We start from the raw sequence: 15,110 nt of genomic DNA on the forward strand, positions 1-15,110 counted from the left end.
ACGCCAGCCAAGGGCTGACATAGCTGAATGCCGCTCGCACATATCATAGTTTTACAAAAGGGCGAACCCATTTCACAGATTCGCCCCCGTCCTAAACGTTACTTGATACGCGGCAACTGTTCCCACTGATGGTATGGTGGCGGCGATGAAAGCTGCCATTCGAGCGTTGTCGCACCCGGACCCCATGGGTTTGCACCTGCTTCTCGCTTCTTCGCAAATGCTTCAAACACATTGTAGAGGAAGATCAGCACGGCAAAACCGGAAATGTAGGAGCCGTAAGACGACACCATGTTCCAGCCCGCATAGGCATCCGGATAGTCGATATAGCGACGCGGCATACCAGCAAGACCGAGGAAGTGCTGCGGGAAAAACACCAGATTAACGCCGACAAACGTCACCCAGAAGTGCAGCTTCGCAGTGAACTCATCGTACATGTAGCCGCTCATCTTCGGGAACCAGTAATACCAGCCTGCAAAGATTGCGAACACAGCACCCAGCGACAGCACGTAATGGAAATGTGCAACCACATAATATGTGTCATGCAAAGCCCGGTCGAGACCGGCATTGGCAAGCTGCACACCCGTCACACCACCAATGGTAAACAGGAAGATGAAGCCAACAGCCCAGAGCATCGGCGCGCGGAAGGTTATAGAGCCACCCCACATCGTCGCGATCCATGAGAAAATCTTGATGCCCGTTGGCACCGCAATCACCATCGTTGCGAACATGAAGTAACGCTGCGTATCGAGTGACAACCCGACCGTATACATGTGATGCGCCCAGACCACGAAGCCGACCACACCAATCGCAACCATCGCATAGGCCATGCCGAGATAACCGAAAATCGGCTTGCGCGAGAAGGTCGAAATGATGTGGCTGACGATGCCAAATCCCGGCAGGATCAGAATGTAAACTTCCGGGTGACCGAAGAACCAGAACAGATGCTGGTAGAGAATTGGATCACCGCCACCTTCCGGTGAGAAGAAGGTCGTACCAAAATTGCGGTCTGTCAGCAGCATCGTAATACCGCCTGCAAGAACCGGCAGCGACAACAGAAGCAGGAACGCAGTCACGAGGACAGACCATGCAAAGAGCGGCATCTTGTGCAGCGTCATGCCCGGAGCACGCATATTCAGAATGGTGGTAATGAAGTTGATCGCACCAAGGATCGAAGACACGCCCGCGATATGGAGCGCCAGAATGGCGAAATCGATCGCCGGTCCCGGCTGGCCACTGGTTGAAAGCGGCGGATAAAGCGTCCAGCCACCGCCAACACCCCATGTACCGGGTGAAGCAGGCATAAACAGCGAGATCAACAGCAGCAGCAATGCAGGTGGCAGCAGCCAGAAGGAAATGTTGTTCATGCGTGGGAACGCCATATCCGGCGCGCCGATCATCAGCGGGATCATCCAGTTGGCATAACCACCGATCAATGCAGGCATGACCATGAAGAAGATCATGATCAGCGCATGCATCGAGGTGAACACATTGAACATGTGCTTGCCGGCATCCAGAGCAGCATCGCCCTCAACGCCATAAACCATCGCCGCAAGGCCATGGAAAATCTGAATGCCCGGCTCCTGCAACTCGGCACGCATGGCGATCGACAATGCGCCGCCAATAATGCCCGCCGTGATTGCAAAAATCAGGTAAAGAGTACCGATGTCTTTATGATTGGTCGAGTAAACCCAGCGTACCCAGCCCTTTGGCTTATGGTCGTCGTGGGCTCCATGCTCGTGAGCTGCTGTGCCAGCCATGGAATTCGCTCCCGTTTTTCAACAGTCTTGCGTATCGAAGTCTTAAAGACCCGCCGCAGCTACTTTATCATTTGTATCGCCTTCAAGCTCAGCCTGAAGCGCCTTGTTCGCACCCTGAAGGTCCGATGCTGCGGCCGTGAGCCATGTGTTATATTGCTCGTCCGAGACAACACGCACGGCAATCGGCATGTAAGCGTGATCCTTGCCACATAGTTCCGAACACTGGCCGTAATAAAGGCCTTCTTTGTCAGCCTTGAACCAAGCCTCATTGATGCGACCCGGAATAGCATCCATCTTCACGCCAAAAGCCGGAATTGTCCATGAATGGATAACATCGGCGGCGGTGACCAGAAGACGGACTGTCGTTCCAACCGGCACGACAACTTCATTGTCAACAGTCAGAAGACGCGGATAGATAGCGCGGTTTTCTTTGCCAGCCGCAGCCCGCTCTCCATCCTTTAGGATAAGAGAATCAAAACTGACCGGCGTCTCGGTCTGATACTCATAGCCCCAGTACCACTGATACCCCGTCGCCTTGACGGTCAGCGAAGGATCTTCGGGCGAATATTGCGCCGTCAGGAGCTGGAATGATGGCACCGCCAGAAAAAGCAGTACAATCACCGGACCCACCGTCCAGATGACCTCAATTGCCGTATTGTGGCTGGTCTTGGATGGTTCAGGATTTGCGTTCGCGCGAAACTTGAAAGCGCACCAGAACAGCAAAACCAGCACAAGCAGTGTGATGGGTACGATAAACCAGAGCGTATAACGCTCGAACCAATGAATCTGCTCGGCAATGCCCGTAGCAGCAGCTTGAAATGTCATTTCCCACGGACGCGGCTGATCCGCCAGAGCGGCACCGCTTGTCCACAGCAATGCGATAGCACCAACGACGGCGCCCCTCGTTGTGGCAACAAATTTATCCACCAGAACTCTCTCCCTTTTCGCCCTTGCAGGCTTGGACGCCGGACGTTAAGACGGCCGTATCCCCCGTCAGCGTTCAAACCACACCTTACCGCACACCGCAAGCGAGGCGAATATGTTCCTGTGCGGCATTTTTGCGCGCAGCCCTGCGTCAGAGCCCCGCATCCTGCGCGCTTGCTTGAGGTTCTTTGCATGACGAAAACTTGGGAAAACCCACAGAAACCCATAATGAAGCCATGATTTAGCAAGAGGTTTCCGTTACCGTGCCGATCGAAAATGGATATAACTGCCCAAACGCATCTTGGGACGCATCTGGGTGCAAAACCGGCATTGCCTTTGCGATTAAGGCCCGGAGGCGACAATAGCTTTTCACGGCCTGCTTCGCACGGTAACGTCACGGTGATTCGATCTGGAGATTTCATGTTTTTCCGTCCATCCGCCCGCTGCTCGATTTTCCCTCGTTTTGCCACCCTTGCAACGGGTGCTGCTCTTGCTGTGGCAGTCGCAACAACGCCATCCCTAGCGCAGGAAAAGCCCGCGCAGCTTCCAGCGCCAACGCAGGCACCGGCAGCACAGCCGCAATCGCCAGCAACACCGCAGCAGAGTGGCACGCTCAAGTCGCAGCATGGTGCGTGGGCAATTCTCTGCGATACGCCAGCGGGTGCCAAGACCGAACAATGCGCGCTTATCCAAAACGTGGTTGCGGCTAAACGCCCAGAACTTGGTCTATCGGTTGTGGTTCTGAAGACAGCCGACAACAAAGCGCGCATCCTGCGCGTTCTCGCCCCACTCGGCGTGCTGCTGCCAAACGGCCTTGGCCTCAATGTCGATGGCAAGGATATCGGTCGCGCTTATTTTGTGCGCTGCTTTGAAGATGGCTGCTATGCAGAGGTCATCCTTGAAGATGAGCTGCTCAAGACGTTTCGCAACGGCAAGTCTGCAACCTTCATCGTCTTCCAAACGCCTGAAGAAGGTGTGGGCATTCCTGTAGATTTAAAGGGATTTGGCGAAGGCTTCGACGCTTTGCCATAAGCTCAAGGTTGTTCTCGACCGATTTAACGCTTACATCCTGTGGCAAACACATGCCGCAGGATTTATTTTATGAAGAGCCTGATCGATAGTTTCGATGCCAACCGCGACGATATAGAACGCCTTGTTTCGCAAAGCCTGAAGGGCAGTGACGATGGCGAGCTGTTCATGGAATATCGGGAGGCGGAAGCACTTGTTTTCGACAATGGACGCCTCAAAACTGGCTCTTTCAATCAGGATCAGGGGTTTGGTCTGCGCGCAGTTTCCGGCGAAGCCATTGGCTATGCCCATGCCGGAGACTTGTCACTTGCAGCGCTCAAGCGCGCTTCCGAGGCCGTTTCAGCCACTTTAACGGGCCACAGCGGCGCCTATGCCGCCGCCCCCGCAGGCACCAACCGCCATCTTTATACCGACGAAAACCCGATCGGCTCGCCAACCTTTGATGCAAAGGTTCAGCTTTTGCAAAAGATAGACGCTTATTTACGCGCCAAAGACCCCAAAGTGCGGCAGGTTTCTGTTTCCATCGCCGGATCATGGCAGCAGGTGGAAATTCTACGTGCCGATGGCCATTTCGTGCGCGATATTCGCCCGATGGTGCGCCTGAGTGTTTCGGTTGTGGCCGGCAATGGTGACCGTCAGGAATCCGGCTCGCACACACTCGGCGGACGCAAAGGCTTTGGCGATTTCATCACCACCGAAAGCTGGCAAGGCGTTGCCGATGAAGCACTGCGTCAGGCGCTCGTCAATCTGGAAGCCATCCCCGCGCCCGCTGGCACTTACGACATTGTGCTTGGCAACGGCTGGCCGGGCGTCATGCTGCATGAAGCGGTCGGTCACGGACTTGAAGGCGACTTCAACCGCAAGAAAACATCTGCCTTTGCAGGTCTGCTCGGTCAGCAGGTTGCATCGAAGGGCGTCACGGTCGTTGATGATGGCACGATTTCCGAGCGTCGCGGCTCGCTGACCATTGATGACGAAGGAACACCGACCAATCGCACGGTGCTGATCGAAGATGGTAAGCTCGTCAATTATATGCAGGACCGTCAAAACGCGCGCCTGATGGGGATGAGTGCTACCGGCAACGGGCGGCGTGAATCCTATGCACACGCCCCTATGCCGCGCATGACCAACACCTATATGCTGTCGGGTGACAAATCACCGGAAGAGATCATCGCTTCCATGAAGAAGGGGATTTATGCCGTCTCTTTTGGTGGCGGACAAGTCGACATCACCTCCGGGAAGTTCGTGTTCGGCTGCACGGAAGCCTATATGATCGAAGACGGCAAGATAGGCGCGCCGATCAAGGGCGCAATGCTGATCGGCAATGGCCCGGATGCGATGCAGCGTATTTCGATGATTGGCAATGACATGAAACTTGATACCGGCTCCGGCAATTGCGGTAAGGGCGGACAATGGGTTCCGGTCGGCGTTGGTCAGCCGCACCTTCGCATGGATCAGGTGACGGTCGGCGGCACGGCGGTTTAAATCCTGCTCATGCAACTGATCAACAAATATCTGCCAGATTATGGTTTCAGCGAAGTGCATGGTTGTGATGTCAGCGCTTCACCGGAAGTCGTCTTGCGGGCAGCCATGAGCTACCGGCCCGAAACAGACGCGTTTTTCCGCAGCATGATTGCATTGCGTGAAATGCCTATGCGCGCGCTTGCACAATTGCGTGGGCGCGAAAAGGCTGTTGCGCCACCTTTTGGCCTGCATGAATTTACACTGCTCGAACATCGGCCCGGCGAAGCACTGGTTTACGGACTCGTGGGGCAATTCTGGAAAACGGATTTCGGCCTCTATCAGATGCAAAGCGCTGACGATTATCTGGCTTTCAAGGTACCCGGCGTTGCAAAGCTTGCACTGGCCTTCACCGCAACCGAACAAGACGGCAAAACGCGCCTTGTCACCGAGACGCGTATTTTTTGCCCGGACCGCGCCAGCCACCGGCGTTTCACACCTTACTGGTATCTGATCCGGCCTGTCAGCGGCATGATACGGAGCCGTATTCTCAACGCAATCAGGCGTGCCAGCGAAACAGCAATTTGATAAAGGCCATCATATTGCAATCCAAAGCGTATAAAGTGCAAACTCATTCAGGATTGTGTGACGGAGGAGACGATGCCTGAAACGCCATATGACTGGAGCGGAAAACAGCCTGAGAAGCACTCACGCCAGAAGCGCATGATGGTGATTGCGGCGGCGAGCATGATCGCCCTGCTTTTCACGCTGGCCGTGGTGGATGCGATCCTCATTCTGCTTGATTGAAATTATCATTCCGTGCAATTTTTATTGCGATCAAGCACTCAGCCCATCGGTAACCGTGATCACCGTTCTGCTCACCAATCCTGATTGTCGGATGCGAGCCACAGAGCGGTTTTTGCAATGTCGTTCCGCCCGTCCCATAGGTGTTATGGCGGCAATCCTATAGGTCGATCAGGATTGCCGCCCTGTGCGCGATTGAGCGTATTGGTCGTGCGAGCCCGAATAGCATTCACCCGTATGCCTTCCGGTGCCGCTCTCTGCCTGCTTTCAGATTTCCGGGTTTTCCTCCAAAAGCCCTTCGACAAAATCAAAAAGGCCCGGACGGCGATCGCGGCGCAGACGCTCGGCAACGATAATCCCTTTGATGCCGGAATAGGAGCGCTCAAGGTCTTCATTGATGACGATATAGTCGTATTTCACCCATTTCTGGATTTCAAAACGCGCATTCTGCAAACGGGTTTCGATCACATCAGCGGCATCTTCCGCCCGGCGGTTAAGACGGTTCTGCAATTCGCGCATCGTGGGCGGCAGAATGAAGATCGACACCACATCGGCAGGCATTTTGGCCTGCAATTGCTCGGCCCCCTGCCAGTCGATGTCAAACAGCATGTCCTGGCCGTCCGCAAGCGCTTCCTCAGCGGTCTGGCGCAATGTTCCGTAGAAATTGCCGTGCACTTCCGCCCATTCGATCAACTCGTCATTATCACGCAGCCGTTCAAATTCACGCTTGGTGATGAAATGATAATGGACGCCGTTGATTTCGCTCTGGCGACGCTCACGTGTGGTGACGGAGATCGACAGCGACAGTTTCATATCCGGATCACTGAGCAGCTGCCGCGCGATTGTGGATTTTCCCGCGCCCGATGGCGACGAAATCACCACCATCAAGCCTCTGCGTGCAATGCCATATTCGACCGAAGAGATGGCCATTTTCCGTTACTCCAGATTCTGTACCTGTTCGCGAAACTGATCGACAACCGCTTTCAGCTCAAGGCCGATTGCCGTGATCGATGCTGCATTCGATTTTGAGCAAAGCGTATTGGCTTCGCGATTAAATTCCTGTGAAAGAAAGTCAAGCTTGCGCCCGATTGGGCCTCCGTCAGCAAGTAGCTTGCGCGCAGACGCCACATGGGTTTCAAGCCGGTCCAGCTCTTCCTGAATATCTGCCTTTGTCGCCAGAAAAGCCGCTTCCTGATAAAGCCGCGCGTCATCAAAATCGCGTCCGGTTTCCATCAGCAAAGCCACTTGATTGTTCAGCTTTGTACGAATGGCTTCTATGCTGCGGGATGGATCATTGCGTGCTTCCTGCGTCAGTCGTTCAATCGTATCGACATGCCCGGATAAAATAGTGAAAAGCGACTGTCCCTCATGCGTGCGCGCTTCGGCAATCGCTTTCAGCGCCCCCTCAAAAGCCGCAACGACCGCGGCCTCAAGGCCTGCACGGGCATTTTCGTCATCGCTGACCTGTGCCTGATCGATAACTCCGCGCAGTGACAGAATGCCATCAACGCTTGCAGGCTGAAGTCCATGGCGGGCCTGTAGTTCCGCACCAAGTTTCAGCACCTCATCAAGCATCGCTTTATTGATGGTGAAGCCTGCCTGCGCTTCTGCGCGTTCAACCGCGAGACTGGCCTGAAAGTTGCCGCGTGAAAAATAGCGCGCCAGAAGCGAGCGCACGGCGTGTTCAGCGATTTCCAGCCCCTGTGGCAGACGCAGCCGCAGATCCAGTCCCTTGCCATTGACCGAGCGAACTTCCCAAACGATGCGCGCTTCATTATCCGCTGCGCCATATTGCATCGCGTGGCGCGCAAACCCCGTCATACTCTGAAGCGCCATATGCTCTTTCCCTCAATGCGAAATAAAACCGCCCATTACTGGGCGGTGTTTTGCTGCTGTAGCTGGTTCTTTTCCTGTTCAACCGCACGCCATTTGCGCACATTGGCGTTATGTTCGGCCAAGGTCTTGGAAAAGACATGACCGCCTGTCCCATCCGCCACGAAATAGAGGTCTTCCGTATCCAGCGGATTGGCCACAGCTTCAAGCGCTGCACGACCCGGATTGGCAATGGGTGTCGGCGGAAGTCCATTGATAATATAAGTATTATATGGCGTTGGCTTTTCGAGGTCCGACTTGAAGATCGGGCGATCGGATGGCTTACCTGCACCGCCAAACAATCCATAGATGATCGTCGGATCGGACTGGATGCGCATACCCTTGTTCAAACGATTGACAAAGACCGAAGCCACATGCGGGCGCTCCGAAGCAATGCCCGTTTCTTTTTCAACAATCGAAGCAAGCGTCACGAACTCATTCTTGTCCTTGATCGGCAGATCAGGGCGACGCTTCTCCCACGTTTCATCAATCAGCTTCTGCTGCGATGCAATCATGCGGTTGATGATTTCTTCGCGCGTTGTACCGCGTGTGAAATTAAGCGTATCGGTAAAAAGCCCGCCTTCCGGCGGCATTTCTTTTGGCATGTCGCCAACCAATATTGGATCTGCCGAAATACGATCGAAGACCTGCTTGACCGTCAGGCCTTCCGGGATTGTCAGCGGATACATGATCGACTTGCCACTGATGAGAATATTCATCACATCGCGCATCGTCGCACCGGCTGGGATGGCATATTCGCCAGCTTTCAGATCATTTTCATGACCGTAAGCGCGCATACCATAACGGAAAATACGGGCATCACTGACGATTTCGCGGTTTTCGAGGCTGTTGGAAACTTCCGACACACCGGCACCACGCTTCACGAGGAAGGTGGTTTCCGCGGTCAGAGGACCAGCAGCGTCAAACTGAAGCTTGCCAAAATAGAACAGCGCCGAGGCGCCAAGCAGAAGCAGCACCAGCAGCGACAACATGAAATTCATGAAGACGACGATCTGGCTACGCGCATGACGCGACCGCTTACGCGGCGGCGGCGTACCCGGTTCCGGGCGAAGAGCCTCTGAAGCCGACTTTGGCACGAAAGGCTTGGATGCCGCGGCCTGTTCAGGTGTTGCGGTAGCCTGTGGCTGCTGCTCAGCAGGACCGGCTCCGGGCTTTTCTTCTGAACTCACTCCATCACCTCGTCCTGAACCTCATATGAAACGGCATACAAATCAAACAAATTCTGTCAGATCACACTAACGCAATTAGCAGGTTTAAACATCGCATCGGGTTATATTTTGGCAAAAACGCGGAGAAATCCCCGCGTTTTTGAATAAATCGTCATTTCTTAGTAATCTACTCAAGAGTAACGGCGCAGAACCAACGAAGCGTTTGTGCCACCAAAGCCGAACGAATTCGACAAAGCCACATCGATTTTGCGTTCGCGCGCTTTGTGCGGAACCAGATCAATTTTGGTTTCGACCGCCGGATTGTCCAGATTAAGCGTTGGTGGCGCAATGTTGTCGCGAATTGCCAGCGTTGAGAAGATCGCTTCTGCAGCGCCAGCAGCACCAAGCAGATGGCCGATTGCGGATTTTGTCGAAGACATGGAAATCTTCGAAGCCGCATCACCGACGACGCGTTCAACGGCACCCAGTTCGATTGTATCGGCCATGGTCGACGTGCCATGTGCATTGATGTAATCAACCTGATCAGGAGCAATATCTGCACGCTTCAGTGCCGCAACCATGCAGCGCTCTGCACCTTCGCCGCTCTCGGTTGGAGCCGTGATGTGATAAGCGTCACCCGAAAGGCCATAGCCAACCACTTCGGCGTAAATCTTTGCACCGCGTGCAAGAGCATGGTCCAGCTCTTCGAGAACCACAACGCCTGCACCCTCACCCATGACGAAACCATCGCGGTCACTGTCATAAGGACGCGAAGCTGCGGTCGGATCGTCATTGCGCTTGGTGGACAGCGCCTTGCATGCGGCAAAACCTGCCAGCGAAATGCGGCTAACCGGCGATTCCGTACCACCGGCAACCATCACATCTGCATCGCCAAAAGCGATCAGACGCGCTGCATCGCCAATGGCATGAGTTCCGGTTGCGCACGCCGTTACCACGGAATGGTTGGGGCCGCGCAGTCCGTGTTTGATGGAAACATGGCCGGAAGCCAGATTGATCAGACGACCGGGAATGAAGAAAGGCGAAATACGGCGGGGGCCTTTGTCGCGCAGCGTATAGCCAGCTTCAACAATGCCCTCAATACCACCAATACCGGAACCGATCAGAACGCCGGTGCGAATCTGATCTTCGTCGCTTTCCGGATGCCAGTTTGCATCGTCCAATGCCTGATCGGCAGCGCCGACCGCATAAACGATGAACGGATCAACCTTGCGCTGTTCCTTGTGTTCCATATGGAGGTCGGGATTGAAGGTGCCATTGGTGCCATCGCCAACCGGAATACGGCAGGCGATCTGGCAGGCCAGGTCATCAACTTCAAACTCTGTGATGCGGCGAGCACCGCTTTCACCGGCAACAAGACGTTTCCAGGTCTCTTCGACACCGCTTGCCAGCGGCGACACCAAACCAAGACCGGTGATGACGACACGCCTCATATCCACCCCTTAAATTTGATAAATTTCATTGGAGCCATCCCGCAGGCGAAAATGCCTCATACGGACGATGCTCACTTAAATATCGAACTGCATATGAAACGACCGCATCGGGCCATTTCCAGCAATCGCTCTTCGCTTTTTCCGGGCACAGGGCTTAAACGCCTGACCAGAAGACAAGCAGGGCCGGGATTCGGAAGAATCCCAGCCCTTAAGCTCAGATTAGGCAGAAGCCTTATCGATGAACTTTACAGCGTCGCCGACCGTGAGGATCGTTTCTGCTGCGTCATCAGGAATTTCAACGCCGAATTCTTCTTCGAAAGCCATGACCAGCTCGACGGTGTCGAGGCTGTCTGCACCAAGATCATCGATGAAGCTTGCACCTTCGGTGACCTTGTCGGCATCTACACCCAGATGCTCAACAACGATTTTCTTGACGCGCTCTGCGGTATCGCTCATGTCGGAACCTCGACCTGTTTGTTTACTTGCTCTGCCTTGGTTAGCGGCATGCATGATTGTAATCAAGTTATAAGATGCCTGCCAAGTTTAGAGTACACTTCCTTTGACAGACATCCTGTGGATATTCCTTGCGGAACAGGATTACGGCATCTCTCTATCGAAACACCGGAACTCTCGTCGGGCGCATTACCATGCTTCTTGAGCGAGGCAAAGCGCATTTTGGTTTTCACCATCCGACTTTAAGACTTTTTATACCGTAAAATATTGATTGAACAGCCTGTAAAAGACCATCAAATCATAGCCATGCCGCCATTGATATGCAGCGTCTGACCAGTCACGTATGCGGCTTCGTCGCTTGCCAGATAAACAACCGCAGCAGCAATATCACCACCAACGCCCATACGCTTCATGGGGATACTGCCCATGATTGCTTCCTTCTGCTTCTCGTTCAGCTTGTCGGTCATCGCCGATTCGATGAAGCCCGGAGCAATGCAGTTCACCGTGACATTACGGCTTGCGATTTCCTGCGCCAGCGACTTCGAAAAGCCGATCAAACCAGCCTTGGACGCGCAATAATTTGCCTGACCCGGATTGCCAGTCACACCGACAATCGACGTAATATTGATGATACGGCCATTGCGGCGGCGCATCATCGGATGGGTCAATTCGCGCGTCAGATTGAACACAGACGTCAGATTGACATTGAGCACCGCATCCCAGTCTTCGTCGCTCATACGCACAAAAAGGCCATCACGGGTGATGCCGGCATTGTTGACGAGAATGTCGATGCCGCCCATTTCTTCCTCAGCCTTCTGACCAAGTGCCTTGACGGCTTCGCGGTCGGAAAGGTTGGCAGGAAAAATGAAAGTGCGCTCGCCGAGATCGGCAGCCAGTTCTTTGAGCTTTTCTTCGCGTGTGCCATGCAGGCCGACGATTGCGCCCTGTGCATGAAGTGCACGGGCAATCGCCTCACCTAAGCCCCCGGTCGCACCGGTTACAAGAGCCTTGCGGCCAGTCAGATCAAACATCTCAGATCCTTTAGCTATTCAATGCAGCGAGCGCCGCAGCTATTTCTTCAGCCGAACCAACGGTTACGCCGCTCACATCTTTGGAAATGCGGCGCGCAAGACCCGTCAGGACTTTGCCTGAACCTACTTCATAAAGCGTCGTGACGCCATTGCCTGCAAACCATTCGACAGTTTCGCGCCAGCGCACCTGGCCTGTGACCTGTTCAACCAGCAAATCGGCAATCTCATTGGCATCCGTCACAGGTGCCGCGCGCACATTGGCAATGAGCGGTACAACCGGATTGTGCTTTTCAACTTGTGCCAGCGCTTCGCGCATGGCATCGGCAGCAGGAGCCATCAGTGTCGAATGGAACGGTGCAGAGACAGGCAGCATGATGGCGCGCTTGGCGCCCTTTTGAGAAGCAAGCGAAGCTGCAAGTTCTACAGCAGCCTTGGCGCCTGAAATCACAAGCTGACCGCCGCCATTGTCATTTGCGATCTGGACCGGGCCAGAAGCTTTGGCTTCCGCGCAGATGGATTCAACATCGCTGTGCTCAAGACCGATAATGGCGGCCATTGCGCCTTCACCAACCGGAACAGCCTTCTGCATCGCATTGCCACGAATGCGCAACAGACGCGCGGTATCGGCGAGCGAAAAAGTACCGGCAGCACAAAGGGCTGAATATTCGCCAAGCGAATGGCCGGCAACATAGGCAACCTTGTCTTTCAACGAAAAGCCCTGCGCTTCCATGACGCGCAGCGTCGCAATGGAAACCGCCATCAAGGCCGGCTGCGCATTGGCGGTCAGAGTGAGCACATCTTCCGGGCCTTCGAACATCGTGGCGGAAAGCTTTTCACCCAGAGCCGCGTCCACTTCCTCGAAAACAGCGCGCGCTTCAGCGAACTGCTCGGCCAAAGCTTTGCCCATGCCAACTGCCTGGCTACCCTGCCCCGGAAAGGTGAATGCTACCGCCATGAATGCCTCACTTTAATACAACAATTTTGCGCGATGTGCCCCATCACAGGGCGAAAAGTCAAGTATTTGTGGTTTTTTACGCCCCCCAACGCTTGCAAAGCAGGGGAAAAGCACGTATTGAGCGCCCGTTCGTTGCTGGCATTAGCTGGGGGCTGAACGGAGGAGCGTGCAGTTCTTCAACACTTTGTTGAATTGTCCGTGGAAGTCGTAAGCGCTTCTGCCTCCCGTGTCTCCGCTCTCGATTGTCTTTACCCAAGCGTCCTTTCTTCTCCGGTTTTCCGGCAAAAGAGAAGTCGCAGAGGCTTAGCCGTTAGTGTCAGCGAAATGAAACAGAAGAAAGGCAAAGCCAATGGCTCTTTATGAACATGTGCTTCTTGCCCGCCAGGACATTTCCCAGCAGCAGGTCGACGCTCTCGTCGAACAGTACAAGGGTGTCCTCGAAGCTAATGGCGGCAAGGTCGGTAAGGTTGAAAACTGGGGTCTTCGTCCCCTCACCTACCGCATCAAAAAGAATCGCAAGGCGTATTACACGCTCGTAAACATTGATGCACCGGCAGCAGCCGTTGCTGAAATGGAACGCCAGATGCGTATCAACGAAGACGTTCTTCGTTTCATGACCATCCGCGTTGAAGAACACGAAGAAGGCCAGTCGGCTATGCTTTCGCGCCGCGACGAACGTCGTGACCGCGATGGTGATGACCGCGGCCCACGCCGTCCACGTGAAGGCGGTTTCGACCGTGGTGATCGCGGTGATCGTGGCCCACGTCGTCCACGTGACAATGAAGCTGGCGAAGGAGCATAATCATGGTTGATATCAATCAGATCCCAACCCGTCGTCCCTTCCATCGTCGTCGCAAGACCTGCCCTTTTACAGGTCCAAATGCACCGAAGATCGACTACAAGGACATCAAGCTCCTGCAGCGTTATATTTCGGAACGCGGCAAAATCGTTCCTTCGCGTATTACGGCTGTCAGCCAGAAGAAGCAGCGTGAACTCGCCAAGGCGATCAAGCGCGCTCGTTTCCTCGGCCTGCTTCCATACGTTGTTAAGTAAGGTCTGAGTGAAGTAAGACTTTTGGGGAGGCGATTCTTCGCCTCCCGATTCTTCCCGGATACGATGGGCGTAACCGGAGTACGAAAATCCCAAGTTGGGGCTATCGCGTGGAAACGCCGCCTCTAACTGCAAAACCGGGAAAGCCGGAGCAGGACAGCGAATTTATGAAGTTCAATGGAACCATCATTGGAGTCGGCATATTGGCGGGGCTTGCCTCGGCACTGATGTCGTCTGGCGTCATCGCCCAGTCGGGTATGGCGGTGGTTCTCTATTTCCTGACACCGCTACCGATTTTTGTTGCTGCACTGGGCTGGGGTTCGAGCGCGGGGATTATCGCTGCTGCTTGCGCCACCCTTGCTGTTGGTGTCGTTGCAGCACCTTTAGCAGCGCTGCTTATGGCTCTGACAAGCTATGCGCCAGCGGCGATCGCTGCTTATCTTTCAGGTCTTGCCCGCCCTGCCTCCGAACTCGGCGGCCCGAAGGATTTGATGGTCTGGTATCCGCTGTCGGACATCGTTTTCCGTCTCGCGCTGATGGTTGCTGCAAGCTTCATCATCATCGGTTTTATTCTGGGCTTCGGACCAGATTTGGCACGAGAATTCGCCAACACCTTGATCGACAGCCTCGCAGCCGCTGACCCACAATTCACGCCAAGCGACGAGATGCGCCAGAATGTCAGTGCGCTTTTGATGGTGGCACTGCCAGCAGTTCAGCCTGCAGCGTGCCTGGCTATTCTCGTCGGCAATCTTTATCTGGCTCTGCGGCTGACCGCCCTTTCGGGCCGGCTGCGCCGTCCGCGTGATGACTGGCCCGCAACCATGCGGATGCCACGCCCAGCGCTTTTGGTTTTTGCGGTCGCACTTGCTGTTGCATTCTTGCCGGGCCCTGCCGGTCTCATTGCGACGGTGGTTGCGGGTGCACTGAGCTTCGGTTTCATGATTGCAGGTCTTGCGACCTTCCATCAGCGCACGCGTGGCAAGCCATGGCGCCCGGTCGCGCTCTGGCTCATCTATGTCGCGATCATACTCTTCGCATTCCTGCTTGTCGTCTTCATGGTTTTCGGCCTTTTCGATACATCGCGCGGCGCACCAATTTCGAAAATTCCGAACACAGACAACCAATAAATCCAAATTTAAATCTCGAAAGGAAAC

General features: G+C 54.6%; 16 protein-coding genes. 7 read left to right on the forward strand and 9 right to left on the reverse strand.

Features of this window, described 5'->3' with window-relative positions; all coding sequences use genetic code 11:
• Positions 1-98 precede the first annotated feature (98 nt).
• Positions 99-1,757: a cytochrome c oxidase subunit I gene (gene ctaD / locus VBH83_RS04085; protein WP_265983107.1), complete on the reverse strand. Its 1,659-nt coding sequence runs from the start codon at positions 1,755-1,757 to the stop codon at positions 99-101.
• Positions 1,758-1,799: 42 nt separating this feature from the next.
• Entirely contained in the window at positions 1,800-2,684 is an 885-nt protein-coding gene (gene coxB, locus VBH83_RS04090) for a cytochrome c oxidase subunit II (RefSeq protein WP_265983106.1), read from the reverse strand.
• Between the two features lie 417 nt (positions 2,685-3,101).
• Between coxB and VBH83_RS04095 the strand changes: the two genes are divergently transcribed.
• From VBH83_RS04095 to VBH83_RS04110, 4 genes are all read left to right on the forward strand, one after another.
• A complete protein-coding gene (locus tag VBH83_RS04095; RefSeq protein WP_265983105.1) occupies positions 3,102-3,713 on the forward strand; it encodes an invasion associated locus B family protein in 612 nt (203 codons plus the stop codon).
• Positions 3,714-3,782: 69 nt separating this feature from the next.
• Positions 3,783-5,195, forward strand: coding sequence for a metalloprotease TldD (gene tldD, locus VBH83_RS04100; RefSeq protein ID WP_265983104.1), 1,413 nt, complete (start codon positions 3,783-3,785; stop codon positions 5,193-5,195).
• Between the two features lie 9 nt (positions 5,196-5,204).
• Positions 5,205-5,759: a hypothetical protein gene (locus VBH83_RS04105; RefSeq protein ID WP_265983103.1), complete on the forward strand. Its 555-nt coding sequence runs from the start codon at positions 5,205-5,207 to the stop codon at positions 5,757-5,759.
• 72 nt (positions 5,760-5,831) lie between these two features.
• Positions 5,832-5,978: a hypothetical protein gene (locus tag VBH83_RS04110; protein WP_265983102.1), complete on the forward strand. Its 147-nt coding sequence runs from the start codon at positions 5,832-5,834 to the stop codon at positions 5,976-5,978.
• A 264-nt stretch (positions 5,979-6,242) separates the two neighbouring features.
• Here VBH83_RS04110 and gmk read toward each other — a convergent pair whose 3' ends face one another.
• From gmk to fabD, 7 genes are all read right to left on the reverse strand, one after another.
• Positions 6,243-6,905 (reverse strand): guanylate kinase, encoded by a 663-nt coding sequence (gmk, locus tag VBH83_RS04115; RefSeq protein ID WP_265983101.1) that lies wholly within the window; start codon positions 6,903-6,905, stop codon positions 6,243-6,245.
• A 6-nt stretch (positions 6,906-6,911) separates the two neighbouring features.
• Entirely contained in the window at positions 6,912-7,811 is a 900-nt protein-coding gene (locus VBH83_RS04120) for a YicC/YloC family endoribonuclease (RefSeq protein WP_265983100.1), read from the reverse strand.
• 35 nt (positions 7,812-7,846) lie between these two features.
• A complete protein-coding gene (gene mltG, locus VBH83_RS04125; protein WP_265983099.1) occupies positions 7,847-9,037 on the reverse strand; it encodes an endolytic transglycosylase MltG in 1,191 nt (396 codons plus the stop codon).
• A 170-nt stretch (positions 9,038-9,207) separates the two neighbouring features.
• Entirely contained in the window at positions 9,208-10,467 is a 1,260-nt protein-coding gene (fabF, locus tag VBH83_RS04130) for a beta-ketoacyl-ACP synthase II (RefSeq protein WP_396996477.1), read from the reverse strand.
• Between the two features lie 219 nt (positions 10,468-10,686).
• Positions 10,687-10,923: an acyl carrier protein gene (locus VBH83_RS04135; protein ID WP_002963616.1), complete on the reverse strand. Its 237-nt coding sequence runs from the start codon at positions 10,921-10,923 to the stop codon at positions 10,687-10,689.
• A 290-nt stretch (positions 10,924-11,213) separates the two neighbouring features.
• Positions 11,214-11,951: a 3-oxoacyl-[acyl-carrier-protein] reductase gene (gene fabG, locus VBH83_RS04140; RefSeq protein WP_265983097.1), complete on the reverse strand. Its 738-nt coding sequence runs from the start codon at positions 11,949-11,951 to the stop codon at positions 11,214-11,216.
• A 10-nt stretch (positions 11,952-11,961) separates the two neighbouring features.
• Complete coding sequence (fabD, locus tag VBH83_RS04145; protein WP_396996501.1) at positions 11,962-12,906, reverse strand: ACP S-malonyltransferase; 945 nt, start codon at positions 12,904-12,906, stop codon at positions 11,962-11,964.
• A 349-nt stretch (positions 12,907-13,255) separates the two neighbouring features.
• Between fabD and rpsF the strand changes: the two genes are divergently transcribed.
• From rpsF to VBH83_RS04160, 3 genes are all read left to right on the forward strand, one after another.
• Positions 13,256-13,708, forward strand: a complete 453-nt coding sequence (gene rpsF / locus VBH83_RS04150) for a 30S ribosomal protein S6 (RefSeq protein WP_265983095.1) — start codon at positions 13,256-13,258, stop codon at positions 13,706-13,708.
• A 2-nt stretch (positions 13,709-13,710) separates the two neighbouring features.
• Positions 13,711-13,959 carry a 30S ribosomal protein S18 gene (rpsR, locus tag VBH83_RS04155; RefSeq protein ID WP_022712184.1) on the forward strand — a complete coding sequence of 83 codons (249 nt, stop codon included), beginning with the start codon at positions 13,711-13,713 and terminating at the stop codon, positions 13,957-13,959.
• Between the two features lie 164 nt (positions 13,960-14,123).
• Positions 14,124-15,083: a DUF2232 domain-containing protein gene (locus tag VBH83_RS04160; RefSeq protein WP_265983849.1), complete on the forward strand. Its 960-nt coding sequence runs from the start codon at positions 14,124-14,126 to the stop codon at positions 15,081-15,083.
• Positions 15,084-15,110 lie beyond the last annotated feature (27 nt).

This window comes from Ochrobactrum sp. S1502_03 (assembly GCF_044435015.1).
In the GTDB taxonomy this organism is placed as follows: Bacteria; Pseudomonadota; Alphaproteobacteria; order Rhizobiales; family Rhizobiaceae; genus Brucella; species Brucella chromiisoli.